Annotated in this window: 19 protein-coding genes; 9 read left to right on the top strand and 10 right to left on the bottom strand. The window is 64.3% G+C overall.

What is annotated here, in order from left to right:
- Positions 1-60 precede the first annotated feature (60 nt).
- From AB7290_RS39000 to AB7290_RS38980, 5 genes are read left to right on the top strand one after another with little or no spacing between them, the layout of a single operon-like run.
- Positions 61-1,851: a peptide ABC transporter substrate-binding protein gene (locus AB7290_RS39000; protein ID WP_085401912.1), complete on the top strand. Its 1,791-nt coding sequence runs from the start codon at positions 61-63 to the stop codon at positions 1,849-1,851.
- Between the two features lie 29 nt (positions 1,852-1,880).
- Entirely contained in the window at positions 1,881-2,840 is a 960-nt protein-coding gene (locus AB7290_RS38995; RefSeq protein WP_063985816.1) for an ABC transporter permease, read from the top strand.
- On the top strand, positions 2,806-3,723 hold the full coding sequence (locus AB7290_RS38990) for an ABC transporter permease (protein WP_014491615.1): 918 nt from the start codon (positions 2,806-2,808) through the stop codon (positions 3,721-3,723). The genes AB7290_RS38995 and AB7290_RS38990 overlap by 35 nt, the downstream gene beginning before the upstream one ends.
- Positions 3,723-4,718, top strand: a complete 996-nt coding sequence (locus tag AB7290_RS38985) for an ABC transporter ATP-binding protein (protein ID WP_014491616.1) — start codon at positions 3,723-3,725, stop codon at positions 4,716-4,718. The genes AB7290_RS38990 and AB7290_RS38985 overlap by 1 nt, the downstream gene beginning before the upstream one ends.
- Positions 4,715-5,683: an ABC transporter ATP-binding protein gene (locus AB7290_RS38980; protein ID WP_071909320.1), complete on the top strand. Its 969-nt coding sequence runs from the start codon at positions 4,715-4,717 to the stop codon at positions 5,681-5,683. The genes AB7290_RS38985 and AB7290_RS38980 overlap by 4 nt, the downstream gene beginning before the upstream one ends.
- Before the next feature lie 24 nt (positions 5,684-5,707).
- Here AB7290_RS38980 and AB7290_RS38975 read toward each other — a convergent pair whose 3' ends face one another.
- The 4 genes from AB7290_RS38975 to AB7290_RS38960 form a co-directional block, all read right to left on the bottom strand.
- A complete protein-coding gene (locus AB7290_RS38975) occupies positions 5,708-6,331 on the bottom strand; it encodes an HAD family hydrolase (RefSeq protein ID WP_244623344.1) in 624 nt (207 codons plus the stop codon).
- 129 nt (positions 6,332-6,460) lie between these two features.
- On the bottom strand, positions 6,461-7,486 hold the full coding sequence (locus tag AB7290_RS38970; RefSeq protein ID WP_085401914.1) for a helix-turn-helix domain-containing protein: 1,026 nt from the start codon (positions 7,484-7,486) through the stop codon (positions 6,461-6,463).
- Between the two features lie 229 nt (positions 7,487-7,715).
- Positions 7,716-9,620, bottom strand: coding sequence for a sensor domain-containing diguanylate cyclase (locus tag AB7290_RS38965; protein ID WP_085401915.1), 1,905 nt, complete (start codon positions 9,618-9,620; stop codon positions 7,716-7,718).
- 179 nt (positions 9,621-9,799) lie between these two features.
- Positions 9,800-10,021, bottom strand: a complete 222-nt coding sequence (locus tag AB7290_RS38960) for a dodecin (RefSeq protein WP_085401916.1) — start codon at positions 10,019-10,021, stop codon at positions 9,800-9,802.
- A gap of 146 nt (positions 10,022-10,167) precedes the next feature.
- Between AB7290_RS38960 and AB7290_RS38955 the strand changes: the two genes are divergently transcribed.
- Positions 10,168-11,049 carry a DMT family transporter gene (locus AB7290_RS38955; RefSeq protein ID WP_085401917.1) on the top strand — a complete coding sequence of 294 codons (882 nt, stop codon included), beginning with the start codon at positions 10,168-10,170 and terminating at the stop codon, positions 11,047-11,049.
- Between the two features lie 5 nt (positions 11,050-11,054).
- Here the strand turns inward: AB7290_RS38955 and AB7290_RS38950 are convergent, their stop codons facing one another.
- Positions 11,055-12,302 carry a glycosyltransferase family 87 protein gene (locus tag AB7290_RS38950; RefSeq protein WP_085401918.1) on the bottom strand — a complete coding sequence of 416 codons (1,248 nt, stop codon included), beginning with the start codon at positions 12,300-12,302 and terminating at the stop codon, positions 11,055-11,057.
- 331 nt (positions 12,303-12,633) lie between these two features.
- Here AB7290_RS38950 and AB7290_RS38945 point away from each other — a divergent pair, with 331 nt between their 5' ends.
- Both AB7290_RS38945 and AB7290_RS38940 read left to right on the top strand, forming a co-directional pair.
- Positions 12,634-13,635: a glycoside hydrolase family 16 protein gene (locus tag AB7290_RS38945; protein WP_085401919.1), complete on the top strand. Its 1,002-nt coding sequence runs from the start codon at positions 12,634-12,636 to the stop codon at positions 13,633-13,635.
- 2 nt (positions 13,636-13,637) lie between these two features.
- Positions 13,638-15,131 (top strand): GH1 family beta-glucosidase, encoded by a 1,494-nt coding sequence (locus tag AB7290_RS38940; RefSeq protein ID WP_085401920.1) that lies wholly within the window; start codon positions 13,638-13,640, stop codon positions 15,129-15,131.
- Positions 15,132-15,173: 42 nt separating this feature from the next.
- On the opposite strand, the gene AB7290_RS38935 is transcribed toward AB7290_RS38940, so the two are convergent.
- Complete coding sequence (locus AB7290_RS38935; protein WP_085401921.1) at positions 15,174-17,315, bottom strand: WG repeat-containing protein; 2,142 nt, start codon at positions 17,313-17,315, stop codon at positions 15,174-15,176.
- Between the two features lie 56 nt (positions 17,316-17,371).
- On the opposite strand from AB7290_RS38935, the gene AB7290_RS38930 reads away from it, so the two are divergent.
- Entirely contained in the window at positions 17,372-18,763 is a 1,392-nt protein-coding gene (locus AB7290_RS38930; RefSeq protein WP_244623343.1) for an FAD-dependent oxidoreductase, read from the top strand.
- Positions 18,764-18,853: 90 nt separating this feature from the next.
- Here the strand turns inward: AB7290_RS38930 and AB7290_RS38925 are convergent, their stop codons facing one another.
- The 4 genes from AB7290_RS38925 to AB7290_RS38910 form a co-directional block, all read right to left on the bottom strand.
- The gene (locus AB7290_RS38925) at positions 18,854-19,411 is read right to left on the bottom strand and encodes an HNH endonuclease (protein ID WP_063985805.1); all 558 of its coding nucleotides are present in this window, start codon (positions 19,409-19,411) and stop codon (positions 18,854-18,856) included.
- A 221-nt stretch (positions 19,412-19,632) separates the two neighbouring features.
- A complete protein-coding gene (locus AB7290_RS38920; RefSeq protein WP_085401923.1) occupies positions 19,633-20,610 on the bottom strand; it encodes a peptidyl-alpha-hydroxyglycine alpha-amidating lyase family protein in 978 nt (325 codons plus the stop codon).
- Between the two features lie 129 nt (positions 20,611-20,739).
- Positions 20,740-22,515 (bottom strand): flavin-containing monooxygenase, encoded by a 1,776-nt coding sequence (locus AB7290_RS38915; protein ID WP_085401924.1) that lies wholly within the window; start codon positions 22,513-22,515, stop codon positions 20,740-20,742.
- A gap of 77 nt (positions 22,516-22,592) precedes the next feature.
- On the bottom strand, positions 22,593-23,678 hold the full coding sequence (locus AB7290_RS38910; RefSeq protein WP_085401925.1) for a DUF2855 family protein: 1,086 nt from the start codon (positions 23,676-23,678) through the stop codon (positions 22,593-22,595).
- Between the last annotated feature and the right edge of the window lie 44 nt (positions 23,679-23,722).

The raw sequence follows: 23,722 nt of genomic DNA, 5'->3' as shown, positions 1-23,722 counted from the left end.
AAACCCGGCGGCCGCGGTGCGGCTGCCTGCATCCATACGGGAACCAGACGGGGGACAACCATGCTGGATAAAGAACTGCGTTCGATGATCGGTGACGTGAAGGACGGCCGGATGGACCGCCGTGCCTTCATCATGCGTATGGCCGCGGTCGGCCTCACCGCCCCCCTCGCCAACCAGATCCTCGCGCTCGGCGGCGTCGCCATGGCGGAAGGTGCCCAGACCTACAAGCCGACCAAGCGCGGCGGCGGCGGTGCGCTGAAGCTGCTGTGGTGGCAGGGGCCGACCCTGCTCAATCCGCATTTCGCCACCGGCACCAAGGACCAGGACGGCGCGCGCCTGTTCTACGAGCCCCTCGCCTGCTGGGATCCCGACGGCAACATGAAGCTGGTTCTGGCGGCCGAAATTCCCTCGATCGAGAACGGCGGCCTCGCCGCCGACGGCAAGTCGGTGACCTGGAAGCTCAAACCAGGCGTCAAATGGCATGACGGCAAGCCGTTCACCGCCGATGACGTCGTGTTCAACTGGGAATATGCCAGGGATCCGGCGACCTCCGCCCTGACCATCGCGACGCTCCGCGACATCACGGTCGAGAAGGTGGATGACCTCACGGTTCGCATCCTCTTTAACAAGCCGACGCCGTTCTGGGCCGACGCCTTTGTCGGGGCTCCCAACACCATCATCCCCAAACATTTGTTCGCCGACTACAAGGGGTCCAAATCGCGGGAAGCGCCCACCAACCTCTCGCCGGTCGGCACTGGCCCCTACAAGTTCGTCGAGTTCAAGCCGGGCGATCTCGTCCGCGGCCAGCTCAATCCCGATTACCACATGCCGAACCGGCCTTATTTCGACACGGTCGAGATGAAGGGCGGCGGCGACGCCGTCTCTGCGGCGCGCGCGGTGATCCAGACCGGCGAATATGATTTCGGATGGAACATCCAGGTCGAGGACGACGTGCTGCTGCGCCTCGAAAAGGGCGGCAAGGGCAAGACCGTTTATGCCGTGGGCGGCGACACCGAATTCATCGCGCTCAACTTCACCGATCCGAACACCGAGGTCGATGGCGAGCGCTCCTCGATGAAGACCAAGCATCCGCTGTTCTCCGATCCGGCGGTACGCAAGGCGCTGTCGATGCTGGTCGACCGCGAGTCCATCAAGAAGGCGATCTACGGCCGCGCCGGCCGCACCACCGCCAACTTCCTCAACGGTCCCGAGAAGTTCGTCTCCAAGAACACGACCTGGGAATTCAGCATCGAGAAGGCCTCGAAGCTGCTCGACGACGCCGGCTGGAAGCCCGGCGCGGATGGCATCCGCGAGAAGGACGGCAAGAAGCTGAAGCTTCTGTACCAGACCTCGATCAACGGACCGCGTCAGAAGACCCAGGCGATCGTCAAGCAGGCCTGTCAGAAGGCCGGCATCGACGTCGAGCTGAAGTCGGTGGTGGCGTCCGTGTTCTTCTCCTCCGATGTCGCCAACCCCGACACCTACGCGCATTTCTACGCCGATCTCCAGATGTTCCAGATCCCGCTGAGCCAGCCGGATCCGTCTCAGCATATGCGCCGCTATCTGTCGACCAACGTCGCCACGAAGGAGAACAAGTGGCAGGGCACGAACTTCCCGCGCTGGGTCAACAAGGACTATGACGCAGCGATCGAAGCAGCCGAAGGCGAAATGGATCCGGTCAAGCGCGCGGCGCACTATATCAAGGCCAACGACCTCATGTTCCAGGACACCGTGTTCATCCCGGCGCAGCATCGCCTAAAGGTGGAAGCGGCAGCCAACAATCTGCGCCCGATCATCAGCGGCTGGGCCAACGAAACCGACAATCTGCACGATTGGTACCGCGAGGAATGATCCCCCAGCTCTAGACGGGGTCTTTCCCTATGAGTCAGTACGTCCTGCGTCGCCTCCTGATCGCGATTCCGAGTCTTCTCGGAATCTCGGTTGTGCTGTTCGTCGTGCTGGCGCTTGCGCCAGGCGATCCGTTCTCGGAACTGGCGACGAACCCGAACGTCCCGCCCGAGGTGCAGGCCGCACTTCGGGCCAAGTTCGGCCTCGACGATCCGATCCACCTCCGTTACCTGCACTGGCTCAACGCGATGCTGCACGGCGACTGGGGTTTCTCCTTCGTCAGCCGGATGAATGTCGACACGCTGATCCTCCAGCGTCTGCCGGCGACGCTCTACGTGATCGGCTCGGCGCAGATCCTGGCGCTGCTGATCGCGATCCCCGTCGGTGTCTATGCGGCAACAAAGCCCTATTCGCTGTTCGACCAGATCGCCAATACGCTCGCCTTCGTCGGCTTCTCGCTGCCGACCTTCTTCACCGGCATTCTGTTCATCCTGATCTTCTCGGTTACGCTGGACTGGCTGCCTTTCGTCTATACGACCGACATCAAGGGCACCGGCATCCATTGGGTGCTGGAGATGATCCGGCAGGCGATCATGCCGGTGGCGGTGCTCGGTCTGTTTCAGGCGGCGTCGATGACGCGTTTCGTTCGCTCGGCGATGCTCGACGTGATCCGGCTCGACTACGTCACCACGGCGCGCGCGAAGGGCCTCGGACAGGCCACGGTCATCGTGAAGCACGTGATGCGAAACGCGATGATCCCGGTCGTCACCCTGATTGCGCTGCAGATGCCGGCCGTGTTCGGCGGCGCCATCGTCACCGAGCAGATCTTCCGCATCCCCGGCATCGGCTCGCTGCTGATCTCCTCCATCCTTTCCAACGACACGCCGGTGGTGATGGCCGTTACCTTCGTCTTCGCGTGCCTCGTCGTGCTGTTCAATCTCATCGCGGACGTCCTTTATGGCTGGCTTGACCCTCGCATCTCCCTCCGCTGAGCGGCGCGTCTACTCGCCCTGGCGCGAGATGTGGCGGCGCTACAGCCGCCACAAGCTCGCCGTGGTCAGTGCGTTTCTGCTCCTCATTCTGATCCTGGCGGTGGTGGCCGGCCCCTTCGTCTGGCGGGTCAAGATCGACGACATCGATATCGTGGCGGGCATGCAGGGGCCGTCGCTTGCCCATCCGTTCGGCACCGACGATCTCGGGCAAGACATCCTGGCCCGCATGATCTATGGCGGCCGCATCTCGCTCGCGGTCGGCCTTGCCGCGATGCTGGTCTCGGTCTTTATCGGTGTCCTGATCGGTGCGCTCGCCGGCATGTCGCGCGGCGCGCTCGGCCACGGCCTGATGTGGCTCACCGATCTCTTCCTGTCCCTGCCGCAACTTCCGCTGCTGCTGCTGCTGATCTATCTCTTCCGCGACGGGCTGAAGCAGATGTTCGGTCCCGAGGGCGGCATCTTCATCCTGATCGTGCTCGTGATCGGCGGCTTGCGCTGGATGCCGGTCGCGCGGCTGGTGCGCGCACAGTTCCTGTCGATCCGCGAGAAGGAGTTCGTCGAGGCCGCCCGTGCGCTCGGCGCAAGTCCGGTGCGCCAGGTGGTGCGGCACATCCTGCCCAATGCGCTCGGTCCCGTGATCATCGCCGGCACCATCGACGTCGCTGCCGCCATCATCGCGGAATCGACGCTGTCCTTCCTCGGCCTCGGCTTCCCGCCGGATACGCCGACCTGGGGCCGGCTCTTGTACGATGCCAAGGATTTCCTCGACATCGGCCCGCACTGGGCGCTGTTTCCGGGCGGCGCGATCTTCATCGCGGTGGTCGCCATCAACTTCATCGGCGACGGCCTGCGTGACGCGCTCGATGCGCGACGGGTGATCTGATGGCGCCGCTGCTGGAAATCAAAGGGCTGAAAACCCACTTCTCGACCGACGACGGCATCCTGCAGGCCGTCGACGGTGTCGACATCTCCATCAACAAGGGCGAGACGCTCTGTGTCGTCGGCGAATCCGGCTGCGGCAAGACCGTGACCGCGATGTCGATCCTGAAGCTGATCGCCATGCCGCCGGGCCGCATCGCGGCGGGCCAGATCATCTTCGAGGGCCGCGATCTCGTGCCGCTGACGAGCCGTCAGCTCGACGAGATCAGGGCCAAGGAGATCGGCTTCATCTTCCAGGAGCCGATGACCTCGCTCAATCCGGTGCTCACCATCGGCGAGCAGATCGCCGAGAGCCTGCGCCGCCATGAAGCGGTGACGAAGAAGCAGGCGCTCGAGCGCACCATCGAGATGCTGAAGCTGGTGCAGATCCCCAACGCCGAAGGCCGCGTGCACAACTATCCGCATCAGTTCTCAGGCGGCATGCGCCAGCGCGTGATGATCGCGATGGCGCTTGCCTGCAGGCCGAAGCTGATCATCGCCGACGAGCCCACCACCGCGCTCGACGTCACCATCCAGGCGCAGATCCTCGACCTCCTGCAGGATATGAAGGAGCGCTTCGGCATGGCGGTGATGCTGATCACCCACGCCATGGGCGTCGTCGCCGAGACCGCGCAGCGCGTCGTCGTGATGTATGCCGGCAAGGTGGTGGAGGAAGCGCTCGTCGACGACCTCTTCGGCAATCCCGGTCATCCGTATACACAGGGCCTGATCCGCTCGATCCCGCGCATCGATCTCGACAGCGAGCACAAGACAAGGCTCGAAGCGATCGGCGGCTCGGTCCCGATCCTGATCAATCCGCCGGTCGGTTGCCGCTTCGCCCCGCGCTGCAAGTTTGCCATGAACGTCTGCACCGAGAAGGAGCCGCTGCTGCGCGAGATCGCGCCCGGCCACCGCATGGCCTGTCATTTGGGAGATACGCAGTTGGGAGGCACGGCATGACCGAGCCCTTGCTCCGCGTCAGCGGCCTGAAGAAATATTTCCCCGTGCACGGCGGCCTGTTGTCGCGCCAGGTCGGCAGCGTCTATGCGGTCGACGGGGTCTCGTTCTCGGTCAACCGCGGCGAGACGCTCGGCCTCGTCGGCGAATCCGGGTGCGGCAAGTCCACCACCGGCCGCTGCGTGCTGCGCCTGATCGAGCCGACCGACGGCGAGGTCGTGTTCGACGGCCAGGACGTGCGCCAGCTCAGCGGCAATGATTTGCGCGCGATGCGGCGGAACATGCAGCTGGTGTTCCAGGATCCGTTCGCCTCGCTCAATCCGCGCATGACGGTCGGCGCCATCCTCGGTGAGGCCCTGATCATCCATAAGCTCGGGTCGTCGGCCAAGGAGCGCGAGGAGCGCGTCGCCAGCCTGCTCGTGAAGGTCGGCCTCAAGGCCGAGCACATGCGCCGCTACCCGCACGAATTCTCGGGCGGCCAACGCCAGCGCATCGTGATCGCGCGGGCGCTCGCGGTCGAGCCGAAGCTGATCGTCTGCGACGAGCCGGTGTCCGCGCTCGACGTGTCGATCCAGGCGCAGGTGATCAATCTGCTGGAGGATCTCCAGGCGGAGCTGAACCTCACCTATCTGTTCGTCGCGCACGACCTGTCGGTGGTCGAGCACATCTCCGACCGCGTCGCCGTGATGTATCTCGGCCGGATCGTCGAGCTGGCGAAAGCGAGCGATCTCTACCGCAATCCGCAGCATCCCTACACCAGGGCGCTGTTGTCGGCGGTGCCGGTGCCCGATCCCAAGCTGAAGCGTGAACGCATTCGCCTCAAGGGCGACGTGCCGAGCCCGATGAAGCCGCCATCCGGCTGCCACTTCCACACCCGCTGCCCGATCGCCCAGCCGCGCTGCGCGGAAAGCGCACCCGAGCTGAAGGAAGGGGCGGGCGGGCACTTCGTGGCGTGCCACCTCGCCTGACGTCGCGCGAGGCGGTGCGCCCGTTCATCCGTCCCTGAGCAGGCCGTGCGCCGAAAGGGCCTGCCGGAAAGCCTCCACCGACGTGTGATGATGCGCGGAGAGGCCCGCTTCCCGCGCGCCGGCGACATTTGCCGCGAGGTCGTCGACGAACAGAACGGTCTGCGGCGTCCTCTGTAGCTCCGACAGGCAGAGGCGATAGCAGCGCGGGTCCGGCTTGGCCGCCTTGAACCGGGCCGACGTGTAGATGCGGGAGCCGAACAGCGGACGCAGTTCCGGCAGCAGCGTGTCGATATGGTCGGCGACCAGCGTGGTATTGTTGGTCAGGACGGCAACATCGACGGTTTCATGCAGGCGGCGGGCAATCTCCAGCACCGCGCGATCGGCCTTCATCGAACGGCGGCGTGCCTCCACCCACTCATCGAGCGACAGGGGATAGCCGATGCGCTCGCCAAATCCCCGCAAATAGTCGGCGGCATCGAGGGTGCCGGAGTCGCCTAGAAGCTCGAATCCGCTCTCCCAGATCGCCTTGTAGACGAACTCACTGGTGGTCCCCGCAAGCTCCGCCAGAAACGCGACGCGCCTTCCTCTGTCGTATTCGCAGAGGACATTGTCCATATCAAAGAGGACAAGCTTGATCTCGTCAGGCACGGGAACGCTCCCGGCCGGACCGAAACATCCGGCCGTGCTCAAAGTCATATCCCACTGGAACGCGGGCGACAAATCCGGGCACAAAGGCCGGACGTTGCGATACTGGTGTCGAGCGTAGCAGCTTCATGGCTACGAGGTGCGGCGGCGGGCCAGTTGATGCAGCACCGTGTCGATGGTCGGGACCGCACCGGTCTCGCGGAGCCAATTGTCGGCCAGCTCCCTCAGTTCGCCCGGCGTCAAGCCGAACTTGCGGCGGAATGCGCGAATGAATGTGGAATCGCTGCTGAAGCGCATGCCGACGGCGAGGTCGATCAGCCGCGTGTCCTCCGCGGACGGCGATATCAGCTGGCGGAAAGCGAGATTGAGGCGCTGCTCCCTCACATAGTGCGAGAGCCCGCCATCCGCCTCGAACAGCCGATAGAGGGTCGCGCGCGAGATCTGGAAGTGGCGGCACAATTCGTCTGCGGTGAGCGCGTCGGTCTCGAGATTATCCGCGATGCGGCGCTTGATCACCGCAAGATAAAGATGCCGCTCGGCGCGTTCGACTCCGGCCGCAATGTCGGCGGTCCCGCCGGCGGCCGCGGCAACGATGTCGGCGATCGCGTCGATCGTAGCCTCGGCGCTGCCCGCCTCGGGCTCGGGTGGCAGCGTAAGCGCCGCGTAATGGCTGGCAAGCAGGCGCGTATGAGGATGGTTTGACGGCAGCAAGGTAGCCGTCGCCGAATCCGGATGAGCAAGCCGTGGTGCCAGCATGGCGCGTTGCAGGATGATCGCCATCAGGCGGGTACGACTGCCGCCGCCGCGCAACACCGTCCGGTTCGGCTGCGCCATGTCGATCAGGCAGATGGCGCCGGGCCCCATCGTCACCTCGCGCCGGCCCGAGCTGAACCGCATCTCGCCTTCGACACACAAGGTGATCTGAAAGTGGTCCATCGCACCGCGGGCGACGTGCGCGGGCGTCCGGTCGTATTCCTGATCGGTCGCGCGGGTATCGACCAGCAACGCATTGCGGGTCATCATCGTCACGGTGGTGACATGGAAGTCGTCCTCCGTGGTGAGCGGAACGACATCGCAGATGTCGGCTGTCATGGCGCGCAACTGTCTCAGCGCGTCCACCCCGCGCCCCGGGATGTCCGCCGGCATGGTCTCGTTCACGGCCGTCTCGTCTGCATTGCCCCACGATGAGGCCGTGCCGCATGGACCCGATCGTCGAAGTCCGGCGGCCCCCCAACATCGCCTCGGGATGTAGCCATTCAGAAATCAGTGCGCAAGCGATGGTGGGCAGGAATTGGCGCGCGCCGACGTGCCGCATGTGCACACCGCGTTAGCCGCGCTTGCCAGCTACGCAGGAAAGGGCGGCGTTCGCTACGCCTGGCAGGATTCGTCACGCGCTCTTCGCGGGCCAGGGCACGACCTGTCCCGACATCACCATACGGTCGCGGCCGCTGTCCTTGGCGGCGTAGAGTGCGCGGTCGGCGCCGGCGACCAGCGTGTTGCAGTCCAGCGCGGTCTGAGATGGAAGGCTTGTCGCAGCGCCGATGCTTGCCGTAACCAGCCGGGAGGGCGGATTCTGCGCATGCAGCATGGCGAGGTCGTGCAGTGCCTCGCGAATCCCTTCGCCGACTTCGGCGCAACCATCCGGGCCGGTGTTCGGCAACAGAACGGCGAATTCCTCGCCGCCGTAGCGCGCCGCGAGGTCAGCCGGGCGCCTGGCCTGAGCGGACAGGATCCGGCCGAGCGCGCGCAGGCAGCCGTCGCCCGCCTGATGTCCGTAATGATCGTTGAATTTCTTGAACTGATCGACGTCGATCAACAGGAGCGAGATCTGCGTGCCGTCGCGCCGGGCGCGCGCCCATTCCTCCGCGAGGCGTTCGTCGAACGCGCGGCGGTTGGCAAGGCCGGTCAGGCCATCGGTGGTCGCGAGCGATGCCAGTTTGTCCTGCAAGTCCTTCTGCTCGGTCATGTCGCGCACGACCGCGACGACACCGTCGACCTCGCCGCTGTCGGAGGCTCGGGTCACGTGCAAGGCCGCCTCGGCCCAGATATCGCCCTTGTCGCGATGGCGCTGGCGATAGACGAACCGCGCTTCCTCGGCCTCGCCGTTCTTCAGCGCTGCGATAGCCTGCTCGACCCGCTCCATGTCGTCCGCGTGGATACCGGCCACCGCCGACGTGCCGAGCAGCTCCTCGGGAGACCAGCCGGTGATGCGCGCGCACGAGGGAGAGACGTAGAGCAGCCGGTTATCCAGCCCGATCCGGGATACCATGTCGCTGGATTGCTCGGCGAGCAGGCGGAAATGGGCTTCATTCGCGACTAGGGCCTGCGCCATTCGCTGCCGCTGCCAGAGCTGGCGGACCAGGTAGAAGCCGATCACCGCGATCAGCGCGACGAGGCCGAGCACGAAGGCCGTGCGTGCGGCTGCCGCGCGTCGCCAGGGCGCCAGCACGTCGTCCTGCGACTTGCTCGCCAGCACCATCAGCGGATAGCGGCTGCTGCGCTGATAGTAGCTCAGCCGCTGCACGCCATCGAGCGGCGACTTGAAATAGTAGACCGCAGCCGCCGGGCGACTTTTCCATTCCCTGAACAGCGGCGCATTGGAGAGGTCGCGCCCGATGAAGGCGCCGCTCTCGTCGTGGCTGCGCGCCAGCATGATACCGGCGTCGTTGAGCAGCGATGCCGAGCCGTTCGACCCGACGTCGAAGCGCTCGTAGAATTTCGCGAAATAGGCGACGTCGATCGTGAGCAGCGCGACACCGGCAAAGCTGCCGTCGGGGTGGTTGATCCGGCGTGACGCGGTGATGATCCACTGGCCGCCGGCGCGGCTCTTGATGGGCCGCCCGATCAGCGTGTCCTTCGCCGGGGAATCACGGTGCTGCCGGAAATATTCGCGATCGCTGTTGTTGAGCTTGGAGAAGTCGACATGCTCGGTCGTGGCAAGCCATCGGCCGGTTTCGTCATAGACGAAGATGCCGCGGATGCGCTCCGATGATTTGCGGGTCGGCAGGTAAGTCTGGAGCTTCGCGATCGTGTCCGGGCCGGTTCCGTCGAGTTCGAGCCGATGGACCAGTCCGACCAGGATCGTATCGGCGAGCTCGAACGTGTCGTCCGCGTGCTGGACCAGCGAATGCGCGAGGTTGGCGACGTCGATCTCGGCGTTCCTGAGATCGGCGTTGTGCGTTTCCCATTCGCGCCAGACGCTCAAGCCGAGGATCGCCACGCAGATCAGCACGACGAATCCCGCCGCCCAGAGCGGAAGGCGCGTCTTGCCGAGTTCGCGGTCCGTGACCATCGGCTTGCTCCAAATCGGAGCAAACCTCTCACTTTGGTCTTAACGGCCTGTTGCAACTTCCGCGATGATTTTGCGCGTCCGTAGTCAGCCGGAGGAGATCGTCGATATTTTGATCGACTCTCATCGTCGGATGTTAACTACGCCGCCGCGGCGTGATGTTTCGTGCGGCGTCTGCCGCGTCAGTCCATCAGCGTGAAGCCGACGCGCAGCGTCACCTGGTAGTGGCGGACGGCGCCATTCTCGATGTGACCGCGTGTCTGCACCACCTCGAACCATTTCATCTCGCGAACGGTCTTGGCGGCGCGGCTGATCGCGTTCTTGATCGCATCCTCGATCGAGGTCTCGGATGATCCGACCAGCTCCAGGATCTTGTAGACGTGATCCGACTCGGCTGTGGGCATGGTACGTCTCCCTCGTTTGCGTTGCGGCACCACCGCCACCCGCTCCCATTTGAACGGGTACCGGCGTTCCGGGTTCCATCGTCCGCCATGGCCCGCATGCGCCAGCCGAGGTGGAGTGCGCCGCACCCGCCTGCTAAGCGCTGTCCATGGATACGGCGCGGCGCGACAGGACGATCGGCTCTCTCTGCCTCGGCGTGACGGCGTTCGGCTGGGCGCTGAACTGGCCATTGATGAAGCTGCTGCTCCAGCAATGGCCGCCGCTGTTCGCGCGCGGGCTGGCCGGCGTCTGCGCCTCGCTCATTCTCGGCGCGCTGGCACTGAGCCGGAAGGAATCCTTCGCCGTTCCGCGCGAGGCGATTCCGCGGCTGTTGTTTGCGACCCTCACCAACGTCCTTGCCTGGATGGGGCTCGGCACGGTCGCGATGAAATATGTGACCGTGAGCGAGGGGGCTCTGCTCGCCTATACGATGCCGATCTGGGCCATGCTGTTCGCCTGGCCGGTGCTGGGTACGCGGCCGACCATGCGGGATATTTTGGGTCTCGTCCTCGGTGTCGCCGGCGTCGCGCTGCTGCTCGGCGGCAACGGCTTTGCGTTCGGCGCCGACAAGCTGCTCGGCATTGCGCTCGCACTGCTCTGCGCCATCCTGTTCGCGCTCGGCAATGTGCTCAACCGCAAGCCGCTGCCGATGCCGCCGCTCGTGGTCGTCGCCTGGCAGGTTGGGCTCGGCTGCGCCACGATGCTGATCCTCGGTATCCTGTTCGAGCATCCCGACATCACCGCGATCACCCCGCTGGGACTCGGCTGCTTCGTCTATATGACGCTGGTGCCGATGGGCGTCTGTTACGTCACCTGGTTCGAGACGCTGCGCCGCCTGCCGCCAACCTCCGCCTCGACCGGCATGCTGATCGTCCCCGTGATCGGCGTCGTCTCCGCCGCGGTCATCCTGGGCGAGCCGCTGGGCCTGCGCGAATGGGCGGCGATGGCGCTCACGCTCGGCGGCGTGACGCTGGCGTTGCAGCGGGCGTAGAGGCGTTATTCCGCGGCCTGCGACAGGATGGGCGCCGACTGCGTCCCGCGCCACAGCAGCCGCAGCAGCAGGACCAGGAGCGCCATCAGGGCGAAGCCGCCCAGGGCGGGCGCGAAATGTTGGTCGGGATCGGCCTTCTGCCCGAATTGCACTGCGAGCCGCCCCGATTGCAACAGCCCATAGGCTCCGGCGAACAGGATCAGCCCGTATATGACGCTCCGCTCGCGCGGGCTCGCCATCCTGGCGAGATCGGGCAGCATCAGGGCCAGGCCGATCCCGACCATCGGCAGATCGTAATCATACGCATAGGGGCTGATCATCACGGATACCATTACGGCGGCACCGAGCGTGAAGGCCGGTGAAGCGCCCCGCGCCGCACCGAGAAGGACGGCGAACAAGGCCAGCCCGGCAACGGCCGTCTGTCCCCAGAAGGCGGCGCTTGCGGGAAGGCCGGCCTTGTACAGCGCCGCATAGGTCGAGATCATGCGGAAGAGTGGGTAGAAGCCCTGCTCGAGATAGCCCGCCGATTCCCTGATCGCTCCGAGCCACGCGAACCAGATCTGCCACCCGAAGAGGAGCGTGCAGAGCAGTGAGCTCGTCAATACGACGGCCGCGGCCGTTCCGAGCGCAATCCAGCGCCGCGTCACCAGCAGATAGACGCCGGCGGCAATCGCCAGGTGCGGCTTGATCACCATGGCGCCGAGCGCGAGGCCGGCCAACAGCTGACGACGCTCAACGTTGAGGCAGACGAGCCCGATCAGCGCCCCCGTCAGAAAGCCGTTCTGCCCGCAGCCGATGGTGATCGCCATCGCCGGAAACAGGATCACCAGCACCTGCGCGAAATTCCGGTCGGCGATCGCCCGGAGCGTCACGAGATAGAGCGCAAGTGTCGCGGCGGTGAAGAGGAGATAACCGACGCCGACCGGCAGGAATGCGAACGGCGCGAGCAGGAGGTCGTATTGCGGCGGATAGGTCCAGGGCATGAAACCGGTGGCGCCGCCGGCGGCCTCCATCTGCATCTTCAGCAGGGCATCGAAATGATAGACTTGGTCGAGATCGCCGCGCCAGACGTGCTGCGCGACGATGTGAAAGGCATCGAAATCGGCGAGCTCGCGATCCGTCCAGCCGCCGAAACGTGCGAACCAGAAGGTCTTGAAGACGGCGATCGACGCCAGCGCCGCCAGCACGTAGCGGATATAGGCAGTCCGCTTCGACGGCGAGGACTGAACCGCTTCCAGCGTCTCGGCAAACATGAGCGACGACCTTGGACCTGATGGATCGGCGGTTGGGCGGGCAGGGCCGCGGATCCCGCCCAAACTGCCATCGGAGGCTTAAGGGACGGTAACGAATGCGGAAGGATTTGGCGCCGGCGCCCCTCTGGCGGAGCCGGGCGCGCGGAACTGGCCCGGTTAACCGCCGATCTTGCGCCGGGGTGACGCGATTCCCGGCCGGCCCGAATGCGATGTCGAGATGACCATTTCGAAATCGCCCGCCGGCACAGATGGCCGTGCTTGCCCGCTCGAAGACAGGCGAGCTAACCTGCGCATATCCTGCGAAGCTTTCTGCCAAGTTCGATGTGCGGTGATGATCGACAGTTGGACGAAGGGCGCTCTGGTTGCGATCGGCCTGTCTGCCGTGCCTGCGCCGGGCGTCGCGCAGGACGATCTCGATGCTGCGCCCGGCACGATGACGCTGCAAGTGACCACCGATCCCTCCATGATCGAGTGCCGCAAGCTTGAGACGGTCAATCCCGCCTTGCTCGCGTTCCTGCCGCTGCGCCGGACTTTCAACGATGACTTTGACGAGCATCCGCTTGCGACAGGTCGCTGGGTGCCGCATTACGCCGGCGGTGCGGCGTGGCCGGAAGCGCGCTATTGGGGCGGTGACGGCTCCGACTTCAAGCGCAAGACCAGCGCCAATGGCGAGCAGCAGATCTACGTCGATCCGCGCTATTCGGGGCGTGCGGGGATGCCGCTTGGGCTCGATCCGTTCAAGGTGAAAGACGGTGTGCTCTCGATCGTCGCCAGCCGCACGCCGCCGGAACTGAAGTCCGTTCTGTTCAACAACGAGTACATCTCGGGAATCCTGACCACGCAGGGCACGTTCGCGCAGAAGCACGGCTATTTCGAAATCCGCGCCAAGGTGCCGGTCGGTCACGCCGTGTGGCCGGCGTTCTGGATGCTGGCGGACGACGGCGGCTGGCCGCCGGAGGTCGACGTGCTGGAAGGCCGGGGCGAACGGCCCGGCGATCTCGTGATGACGACGCATTGGCGGATTCCGTCGACCCAGAAGATTCAGTCCTGCGGCTTTGACTATGCGGTCGGCGATGCCTCCAGCGTGTTCCACAATTACGGTGTGCTGTGGGAGGAGGATCGCCTGGTCTATTTCATCGACCGCAAGCCGGTCTCCGACATCAAGGTGCCGATCGGCTTCGACGATCCCATGTACATGATCGTCAATCTCGCGATCGGATCGAAATTCTTTCTCGGTGTCGGTCCGGTCGATGCGGAATCACCGCCCACCGTCGCATTCGAGATCGACCGGATTTCCGCCTATCAGATCGACATGGAGCAGGCTCGGAGATAGCGATGTCAGCTGATGTCTCGCGGCGCGATCTTGCGAAGCTCGCGGGGCTCGCCGCGCTTGGTGCAGCGGCGGGTGCCAAAGCTGCAGATAACAAGGCTGCGGATAACAAGGCTGCAGATAATGAGACGCCCGCATCGGCCGATCGCCACGCGCCCTTTCCCAAGGACTTTTTGTGGGGCACAGCGACCTCGTCCTACCAGATCGAAGGCGCCGTCGATGAGGACGGCCGCGGCCAATCGATCTGGGATGTCTTCAGCCACACGCCCGGCAAGATCGAGGACGGCTCGACTGGCGACCGCGCCAACGAGCATTATCACCGCTACAAGGACGACGTCGCGCTGATTAAGGCGCTCGGCGTCAAGGCCTACCGCTTCTCGATTGCGTGGCCGCGGGTGTTTCCGGATGGATCGGGCCAGCCCAATCCGAAGGGGCTCGATTTCTACAACCGGCTCGTTGACGAGCTGCTCGCGAACGGCATCGAGCCCTATGCGACGCTCTATCATTGGGACCTGCCACAGGTGCTCCAGGATCGCGTCGGCGGCTGGCAGTCGAGCGACACGTCGAAGGCTTTTGCAGATTACGCCGCCTATGTCGCCGCGCGCCTGACCGATCGCGTCAAAACCATCTTCACCGTGAATGAGGTCGGGCGCTTCGTAAATTTCGGCTATGGCTGGGGCATCGACGCGCCCGGCCTCAAGCTGCCGGCGGCGCAGCTCAACCAGGCGCGCCATCACGTCGCGCTGGCGCATGGGCTTGCCGTGCAGGCGATCCGCGCGTCGGGCCGCGCCGGCACCCGCGTCGGTGCCGCCGAAAACATCGCGGCCTGCGTGCCCGCGATCGCAACGCCGGAAAATATCCGCGCCGCCGAGATCGCGACGCGTGAGCTCAACGCCGGCTTTCTTGGCGTGGTGCTGGAGGGCAAGTACACCGACGGCTTCCTCGCCTATGCCGGCGCGGATGCGCCGAAATTCACCCCTGAGGAATTGAAGATCATCGGCACGCCCAACGATTTCGTCGGGCTCAACATCTACGCGCCGCAATACTACGTCACGGCCTCTGATCGCGCGCCGGGCGTCCGCGTGCTGCCGTTCCCAACCTCGTTCCCGCACATGAACTCGGAATGGCTGCGGGTCGGCCCTGAGGTGATCTACTGGGCCCCGCGTCTCGCCGCAAAAATCTGGAACATCGAGACCATCTATATCAGCGAGAACGGCACCTCGTCCGAGGACAAGATTTCCGCCGACGGCCAGGTCTACGATCTCGACCGCATCATGTTCCTGCGCAATTACCTGACCCAGATGCAGCGTGCGATCGCCGAGGGCGTGCCGATTCGCGGCTATTTCCTGTGGAGCCTGATGGACAATTTCGAGTGGATCTACGGCTACGGCAAGCGCTTCGGCCTCTACCGGGTCGACTTCGAGACCCAAGCGCGCGTGCCGAAGCTGAGCGCGGCGTTCTATCGCGACGTGGTGATGCGGAATGCGATCGGGGTGTGAGCCGAAGGCGACGCTTCTATCGTCGTCTTGCGCACATCGAACTTACGGCTCGATCTTGCATTCGAACGGGGGCGCCAGGGATGGCGCGGGATTGACATCGGAGCATGCGATCCCCGGGACCGAATGGTTGCGCCGGTCGATCGGGCACCATCTACCTTCTTGCCTGGCCCAGGCGATGCCACGATTGCGTGGCGCGAAATAGACGGGTTCGTCATATTGCGGCTCGACCATCACGTGTCCTGCCGTGTCGACCAGCCCCCATTTGCCGTTTCTCAAGAACGTCAGAAGTCCGAAGTCGAGATTGGCGCCGACGCGCTCGGCATCGGCGTCGATCCAAACCTCGCCGGCGGGAGACAGGATCACGCGCTTTCCGCCAGCCTGCGACATGAGCGCGCTGCTGATATCGCACATGACGCCCGGGCGAGGTTGCATGACCCAGGATTGATCCTTGAGCCGCATGATGCCTGTCGCTCCGTCGGTCGAAGCAAAGACGGTGCCGTCTTGTCGGATTCGAACGGCGTCGAATTTGGGCTCGATCAGCCATGTCCCATCCGATTTCATGACGCCGCGCTTACCGTCAATGGACGCGACAAAGGGATCGGGATTGGTCGAAAGGTAGTCGAATCGGGGCTCGACGAGCCAACTCCCGTCGGACCTGATGCGTCCCCATTTGCCATCGACTTTGGCATTCCTGGCATCCCGTCCAATTCGCACGACTGCCTCGAACTGCATCGGCGCGATAGGCTGCAAGCGTGCGTCAACAAGCTGGAACGTGTCTCCGGTTTGCAGGGTGTACGGCGGTGCGGCGCCGCATGTCGCATCGATCAACCGGCTTCCAGGAGGTTGCAGAGGATTTCCGCCTTCCGTGAAATACAGCCATTGCTTGTTCTTGTAGGCGATCAGCCGCTTGTCTTCACAATGCTGGACGGGTTGATCGAACGCTGCGTCGAGCACAGTACGGCCGTCGAGGTCCAGAAGACCCCAGTGGTCCGCCTGCTTGAAGTGCCATCCGTACGGCACCTCGGAGGAGCCTTCGTTACGGGCAATCGCCAGATAAATTTGCTGGTGACTGGTTTGGAATATCCAGGATCCGGACTTGTCAATCACGCCGAAGCTGCCGTCTCGTTCTGCCGATGTGCGCCCAACGCCGAGCCTGAACGGCCAGGCCGTGTCGAAGACGGGCTCGATGGCGAATTTCCCTGTGCCATCAATGAAGCCAACCTTGCTGCTGAGAGTCACGCGCGCCAGGCCGTCACTTAGGGCTTCCGCCCGCTGAAACTTCGGCTCGACCAGCCAGCTTCCATCGGCTTGCAACAACCCCCACAATCCGCCTCTTTCGACCCAGCGAACTGATGGACTTGTCTTGTCGAATTCGCGCGATGGCGGCGCCGCCGGTTCTATCCATTGTCCGGAGAGATCGATCACGCCATTCGTCTTGAATTCGAAGGGGGCGGAGACACTGACGCTGTTTGAGGTGTAGGTGGTCTTTATCCCCGAGAAATCCTCGGCGCCAATGGTTCCGCCGCGTCGCGGAAAATCCGACACGCGGAGGCGGTCGGGACCGATCGCCTCGATGAAGCCGTATGTCGGCGCGAAGATCATCTTGCCGTCACGATCGATCAGGCCCGACTTGCCCCCGACCTCGACTTGCGCAAAGCCAAACTTGTAGTCGTCCACGAGGCCGTATTGCGGTGCGGCGACCTCGTGCCCCTCGTCGTCGACGAAGCCGTACAGTCCTCCGCTGCGAACTGCGGCGCGTTTGTCCGAGAAGTCGCCGACCCAATCGTATCGCGGCGGCACGGCCACCGAACCGTCAGGCCGAACCGCGCCGCACAGGCCGCCCGGGAAGGTGCACACGGCCAACGGAGAGTCCACCGGCTTGCCGGATCCCGAGCGGTCCTTGGCCGCGATCTCGGCTTGAAGGACGGCCTTGCCGACAGGCGTAAGCTCCGACGGCATGTCCTGTGCAGTCGCGCCATTCGTGAACGCGAGAACAAACAATGCGACTCTGAACCAGCTGCATGCACCCATCGCGACTTTCCCGGTATTCCGATTTTGGTCGAATACCGATGATCCGTGGCGAGAACGTGTCAGAACATGGTGTTGCAACCTAAGAGATTGCGCCGCATCGAGTCTGGCGAGTACCGCAGCTGAACGCGGCGTTCTGTCGTAACGCTTGGGCATCGCGGCCGCTCCGTTGCAATCGAAACAAAGATCCCGCGATTGGAAACATTCCCGTAGTGCGGTCCACGCACAGAAAGGTGGTGAATCGAACCAAAGGAATAAGTATGAGCCGTCATTTTGGGCAACGCGCGGTTGTCATCGGAGCGGGGATTGGAGGATTGTCTGCCGCCGGTGCGCTTTCTTCCGCCTTCCAGGAAGTCGTCATTCTCGAACGCGATGTCCTGCCGGCTTCGATCATGTCCCGCGCCGGCGTTCCCCAGGATCGGCATCCGCATCTTCTTCTGGCCGGTGGGCTGCAGGCCCTCGACTCCCTTTTCCCGGGTTTCGCGCAGGATCTTGCCGCCGCCGGTGCAGTTCCCGTGAATGTCTTCAAGGACGTCCAGTACGAGCGGCCAGATGTCGGCGCGCTGCCAAGGCGCGACTGCGGGACGTCGCTGCTGTGCGGCTCGCGGCCGCTGATCGAGCATACGCTGCGCCGAAAGGTGACTGCGATCGCCAATGTCAAAGTGCAATCGCAGAGCCGCGTGATGGAGATTGTGCCGGCTGCAACCCGGCCGATGGTGAAGTTCGAGAACGACGCAGGCGTTGGTGCGGCGATCGAGGCGGATCTCGTGGTGGACGCATCCGGCCGCGGCGCGCCGACGCTCGGCCTGCTCGATGTGCTTGGCTGGGAGCGGCCGCAGGAGACCGTCGTGGGCGTCGACATCAGCTACACCACCGCGGTTCTGCGGCCGGGGCGAACCTCGTTCGACTGGCAAAATCTGGTCACGTTGCCCGATCCCGCCGCGTCGGCGACAGCCGGCTTGATCATTCCTCTCGAAGGCGGGCGCTGGTTTACATCGATCTCCCATCACGGCGCGACGAATTGCCCCGGCACGTGGGAGGACTATCTTGCGGCTGCGCGCCAATTGAAGACGCCGGCGATCTACAACGCAGTCTACAAGCTCTTGCCACCCGGAGGCCTCCGGCATTTCGTGTTTGACGCGAGCCGCTGGCGGCATTTTGAACGGCTCAAGCGGCTGCCGCGCGGGATTCTCCCCGTGGCGGACTCGCTGTGCCGGTTCAATCCGGTCTACGGGCAGGGCATGACGGTCGCCGCGCGAGAGGCAAAGTTGCTGCGCGAGATCCTGGATCGCGTCGCCGGGGAGGCGGACCCGATCGAGGCCCTCCAGGCTGGGTTCATGTCCGAAGTGGGCGCGCTGCTTCAGGCACCCTGGAACATGGGCGTGAACGCTGACTTCGCCTATCCAACCACGCGCGGCGAGCGCCCGGAGCGGTACGAGGAAAGCCGGCAGTTCGAAGCCGCTCTATTCCGGGCTGTCGTGGCCGATCCGGTGGTCCAGCGCGCGTTCTCGGATGTCGTGCAACTCATGGAGCCGTTCGACCTGATCAATTCGCCCGATATCCGCCAACGAATCGAGGCTCATTCGCTGGCGCAGAATGCGTGACGTTCGATAAAACGAACCGAGGACCCGACGGGTCCTCGATCTTTCGATTTCAGCAGGTCGCACGAACGGCCGAGCGCGAACAGCGTCGCCCTACGGATCCAGCTCCGTATCCCAGTAGAGATAATCCAGCCAGCTGTCGTGCAGATAGTTCGGCGGGAACAGGCGGCCGTTGCGGTGGAGCTGGTGCACGGTCGGCGCGAACGCGCTCTGGCGCGGAAACATTTTTGCCTGCGCCGGCGTCAGATTACCCTTGCGCAGATTACAGGGCGAGCACGCCGCGACCACGTTCTCCCAGGTGGTCTGGCCGCCTTTGCTGCGCGGGACGATGTGGTCGAAGGTGAGGTCTTCGGGCGAGCCGCAATATTGGCAGGCAAAACGATCGCGCAGGAAGACGTTGAATCGGGTGAACGCGGGATGCGTGGTCGGCTTGACGAAGGATTTGAGCGAGACGACGCTGGGCAGCTGCATTTGCAGCGTGGGACTGTGGACCGCCTGATCGTAATGCGCGACGATGTTGACGCGGTCGAGGAACACCGCCTTGATCGCGTCCTGCCACGACCAGAGAGACAGCGGGTAGTAACTCAGCGGCCGGAAGTCCGCATTCAGCACCAACACCGGCCAACTGCCTTGCGAGACATGTGCGTTCAAGTAACGCTCCTGGCCTCCAATATACGCTGCGAAGCAGCATGTACTGACATACTACATGCAGCGTGACGGGATTGTGAAGCCCGTTGAGCGACTTATTCAGATGCACGCAATGCGGCGGCGGGGTGGCAAAGCGCTCAAAACCGCCGTGATTTGGGGGGCGAGGACGACGCCGGGGGGAGGCAGGGTCGGCCCGACAGCGCATCGCGGCTTCGCCCGCCCAACTATTCCCGCACCCGCTCCAGCTTCTGCAAGCACCGCGTGGCGCGCACCACGGCCGGCATCTCCTGGTCCGGAAAACTCGTCTTCCAGTCGGTGACGCCGACCTCGCCGACATAGATGTCGCCCTTCGAATCCAGCGCGATGCCGTGCGGAGCCAGGAATTTTCCGCTGGCGACACCCGGCCCTTCTTCGCCGCCGAGCCGCGCGATGCGTTTGCCTTGTGCGTCCACGATCGACAGCCGCGGGCCGAGATTGGGCACCTTGCGGTTGACGGCGAGGCCCGGGCCGAGCTCGCCGATTACGAATGTCGGGCTCTTGCCGCCACCACAGCAGCACAGTGCGCAGGGCCGGTGCAGGTTGTTCCACTGCGTCTCGTACCTGCCCTCCCCATCGAACACCTGCACGCGATGGTTCTCGCGGTCGGCGACATAGACAAAACCGTCGGCGTCGGCGGCGATGTTGTGCACGATGTTGAACTGGCCGGGATCGGTGCCGGGCTCGCCCCAGCTCTTGAGCAGCTTGCCGTCCGGCGTGAACTTGTGCACGCGCGCATTGCCATAGCCGTCGGAGACGTAGATATCGCCCTTCGGCGACAGCGCGGTATGGGTGCAGCGATGGAACGGATCGCCGCTCATGAACGGCGACGGCTTCTCGGGGATGCCGATCGTCAGCAGGACCTTGCCGTCGGTGGTGCATTTGCGCACGGTGTGGTCGCCGTCATCGGTGCAGTAGAGATTGTCGTCGGCATCGATGTGCAGGCCGTGCGCGCGGGAGAACAGGCCTTCACCCCAGCTTCGGAGGAAATTGCCCTCGCGATCCAGCACCACCATCGGATGGCCCCCCCGGTTGAAGACGTAGACGCGGTCCTTGCTGTCGACGGCGACCGAGGCGACGTCGGTCAGCGTCCAGCCGTCGGGCAGCTTCGCAAAATTGTCGACGACGCGGTAGCGGTGCTCGCCGGTGCCGAGAATGGCAGGCATTTGTTTTTCCTCTTCTTCGTTTCAGCGGCGCGATCGTCTCTACACTGTCATTGCGAGCGCAGCGAAGCAATCCAGACTGTCTTCGCGGAAAGATCCTGGATTGCTTCGCTGCGCTCGCAATGACGAGGCTTAAGCGGCGCCCGCCTCACGCCCCAAAATCCCTTCCTCGATCGCCTTGATCTGGAGCGCGAGATATTTCGAGTTGATCCGGCACTGCGCGAGGCTGCCGGCGATGAACCACAGGCCGGGCTGCTTCGTCCGCGCGTACATGTTGCGCAGCTCCAGGCCGTCGCCAAAGCCCCAGACCGGGCCGACGCGGTCGGCGACGCCGTCGCCGAACAGTTTTCGCACCAGATATTCCTGCGGCTTGTAGCCGGTGGAGAGCACGATGAGGTCGGCCGGAATGGTCGCGCCGTCCTTCATCCGTGCGCCTTCGGCCGTGAAGCTCTCGACGTCTGCAAACTGCCTGAGCCCGATCGCGCCCTCGACGATCAGGTTGGAGCAGCCGACATTGAAATAATAGCCACCACCGCGGGTGAGGTATTTGAACTGCCAGCCGGTGCCGGCCTCGCCGAAGTCGAGCTTGAATCCGACTTTGCGCAGGCCGTCGAGCAGCTCCTTGTCGAGCTCCTTCGACTGCTCGGTCAGCATCACATGGGTTTTCTTCGCGAGCGGCGTCGGCATCGAGGTCGCGATCAGGTCGTTGTCCTCGAGCGTGCCTTCGTTGTAGGTCGCATAGGCGAGCTGGGCCGACGGCTCGATATTGGTGACCAGCGTCGGCGAGCGCTGCACCAGTGTCACCTCGGCGCCGCTGGAGCAGAGATCCTGCGCGATGTCATGGCCGCTGTTGCCGGTGCCGATCACGATGGCGCGCTTGCCGGTCCAGTTCTCGCCGTCCTCGTAGCGGCTCGAATGCAGCAGCGTGCCTTTGAAATTGGCGAGGGTCGGAATATCAGGCACATTCGCGATGCCGCTGACGCCAGTCGCCATCACCACATGGCGCGGCCGCATGGTGCGCTTGCTGCCGTCGGCGCGCCGCAGCGTGACGGTCCAGCAGCCCTTCGCGTCGTCATAGCTGCCGCCCTCGAACTCGGCGCCGGTCCAGAAATCCAGCTCCATCGCGTCGACATAGGCTTCGAACCAGTTGGCGAGCTTGTCCTTCGGGATGTAGGTCGGCCAGTTCGGCGGGAACGGCATGTAGGGCAAATGATTGACCTGCACCTGGTTATGCAGGGTCAGCGCGTGATAGCGCTTGCGCCAATTGTCGCCGATCCGCGTCTCGCGATCGACGATCAGCGTGTCGATCTTCAATTGCTTCAGCCGTGCTGCAATCGCAAGGCCGGCCTGGCCGCCGCCGACCACCAGCACGGCAGGATCGCGATCGGCGTAGTCGCGGGCTGCGTTACGCAAATCGAGCCAGTTCGGCCCGCGGAAATCGCGTGAATAGGCCTGCCCCCGCGGACGCGACGTGCCGAGTTGCTCCTCGAAGCCTTTGAGCTCATCGAGCGCGGTGAGCAGCGTCCACGCCTTCAGCCGGTCGCCATCGGCGGTATCGGGCACGAGCCGGACGATGCCGCTGCCGCGACCGATCACGGTCTCGAAATTGAAGATGATCTCGATATTGCTGGTGCCGGCGCGCGTAACCCAGCGCGGCGCCGCGCGGTTGGGCGCGATCGTGAAGCTGGTCGGCGCCGCCCGTGGCGCGAGCGCCCTCAGCGCTTGGGCAATCCGGTCGTGGCCCGCGATCGTTTGCAGGTTCCAGCTCAGCGCCAGCACATCGCGCCAAAAACTGTCGGCGAGGAAGAGATGGTCCAGTGCGGCCGGATCAGGCTTGCCGAGCGAGCGCTCGAACTCATCGAGCCAGGCTTGCGCCGAGACGGAAATATCCTTCGTCTTGTCCAGCATGCGCGACCTCGTGGCCGTCTTCGCGGCGTTTCCTCTGAGGTTGACGCTATACCGGTTCGAGGAGCCTCGAAAGCGGTTTACCCGAGCAGAGAGAGCATGTGGCCCTGCTCCGGCGGAATACGCCCTTTCAGCGTATCGAGAAACACCTGCCGCACCGCGTCGGGTCCGCGGCTCTCGACCACGGTCAGGCTTCTCTCCAGGAGCGGCGCAAAGCCGGACCATGCCGCGCCAAAGCGCTGCTCGATGCCGCCCGGGCCCCATTCCTTGGCGCGCTTGCGGATCTGGTCGGGCGCGAAGAACCAGCGCGGCTTTGCACCGGGCAGCTCGCCTTCGTCGGGCTCGGTGGCGCGATGCGTCAATCCGACGCGTACGGAGCATTTCATCCGGTCGCCGAAGTGCCGATGCAATCCGGCGCGCAGCGCACTGTTGCCGGCCATGTCAACGAAGGCGATCGGCGCGCCCGATGGCAACGACGCAATGCGGTCATAGGTGACGACCTCGTCACAGCAACCGAGCGACGAGACAAAGTCGACATTGCCGGCGGACGTCAGCCCGATCACCTTGCGGCCGCGCGCGTGCAACAGATGCGCAAGGCCGAACGCGGTCTTGCTCGAGGCGCTGGAGAGCAGCACGGTGCGGGCGCCGAAATCGTCGTTCTCGGCCAGAAAGTCGTCGACCAGGAACGACAGCATGAATAGCGGCCGCAGCAGCGCCTGGTAATCGCCCTTCCGGCCGGCGTAAGCGGGATCGCCGCTGACGCGGGCATAGGCGTTGTAGACCGGCGCCACGCCCTGCCGGTGTGCGGCACCGTCGCGAAGGCCGCGCTTGCTCACGTCGGTCGCCTCGATGACGAGATGCGTCGCCATCGGGAAATAGCCGAACAGGCGCTCGCCCACGGCGATGTTCGGATGACTGGACGCGAGCACCTCGCCAAAGCCCCATACCGGAATGTTGCCAAAACCGTTCGGCGCGGGAAAGAGCTGCCAGTATTTCAACTCGTCGCCCATCACCGCATAGGTGATGTTGTTGGCGGTGAAGGCGAAGCGGTCGACCTTCACGAGCAGGGCGTCAGGCGGCAGCGTATCCGCGCCGGGAAGCTCGGTCGTGACCACCTTGCACTGGTCGAGGTTATCTTTCGCAACGACGAAGTCGATCGATGTCATGGCTTTGATCCGGGCTCTGTCTGCGCCGGCATTTCATCGTTCAC

It is taken from the genome of Bradyrhizobium sp. 613_E4_N2_2 (assembly GCF_052075995.1).
GTDB classification, from domain to species: Bacteria; Pseudomonadota; Alphaproteobacteria; order Rhizobiales; family Xanthobacteraceae; genus Bradyrhizobium; species Bradyrhizobium barranii.
The sequence above is the reverse complement of the archived record's forward strand: the minus strand, read 5'-3'. Positions and strand labels throughout refer to the sequence as shown.

Excerpts from the sequence above, each read along its gene's own strand:
- AB7290_RS38915 (WP_085401924.1), bottom strand. The coding sequence starts at position 22,515 with ATGCTGGACAAGACGAAGGATATTTCCGTCTCGGCGCAAGCCTGGCTC.
- AB7290_RS38940 (WP_085401920.1), top strand. The coding sequence starts at position 13,638 with ATGTCAGCTGATGTCTCGCGGCGCGATCTTGCGAAGCTCGCGGGGCTC.
- AB7290_RS38960 (WP_085401916.1), bottom strand. The coding sequence starts at position 10,021 with ATGCCCACAGCCGAGTCGGATCACGTCTACAAGATCCTGGAGCTGGTC.
- AB7290_RS38995 (WP_063985816.1), top strand. The coding sequence starts at position 1,881 with ATGAGTCAGTACGTCCTGCGTCGCCTCCTGATCGCGATTCCGAGTCTT.
- AB7290_RS38950 (WP_085401918.1), bottom strand. The coding sequence starts at position 12,302 with ATGTTTGCCGAGACGCTGGAAGCGGTTCAGTCCTCGCCGTCGAAGCGG.
- AB7290_RS38955 (WP_085401917.1), top strand. The coding sequence starts at position 10,168 with ATGGATACGGCGCGGCGCGACAGGACGATCGGCTCTCTCTGCCTCGGC.
- AB7290_RS38990 (WP_014491615.1), top strand. The coding sequence starts at position 2,806 with ATGGCTGGCTTGACCCTCGCATCTCCCTCCGCTGAGCGGCGCGTCTAC.
- AB7290_RS38920 (WP_085401923.1), bottom strand. The coding sequence starts at position 20,610 with ATGCCTGCCATTCTCGGCACCGGCGAGCACCGCTACCGCGTCGTCGAC.
- AB7290_RS38910 (WP_085401925.1), bottom strand. The coding sequence starts at position 23,678 with ATGACATCGATCGACTTCGTCGTTGCGAAAGATAACCTCGACCAGTGC.
- AB7290_RS38985 (WP_014491616.1), top strand. The coding sequence starts at position 3,723 with ATGGCGCCGCTGCTGGAAATCAAAGGGCTGAAAACCCACTTCTCGACC.
- AB7290_RS39000 (WP_085401912.1), top strand. The coding sequence starts at position 61 with ATGCTGGATAAAGAACTGCGTTCGATGATCGGTGACGTGAAGGACGGC.
- AB7290_RS38945 (WP_085401919.1), top strand. The coding sequence starts at position 12,634 with ATGATCGACAGTTGGACGAAGGGCGCTCTGGTTGCGATCGGCCTGTCT.
- AB7290_RS38965 (WP_085401915.1), bottom strand. The coding sequence starts at position 9,620 with ATGGTCACGGACCGCGAACTCGGCAAGACGCGCCTTCCGCTCTGGGCG.
- AB7290_RS38935 (WP_085401921.1), bottom strand. The coding sequence starts at position 17,315 with ATGCCCAAGCGTTACGACAGAACGCCGCGTTCAGCTGCGGTACTCGCC.
- AB7290_RS38980 (WP_071909320.1), top strand. The coding sequence starts at position 4,715 with ATGACCGAGCCCTTGCTCCGCGTCAGCGGCCTGAAGAAATATTTCCCC.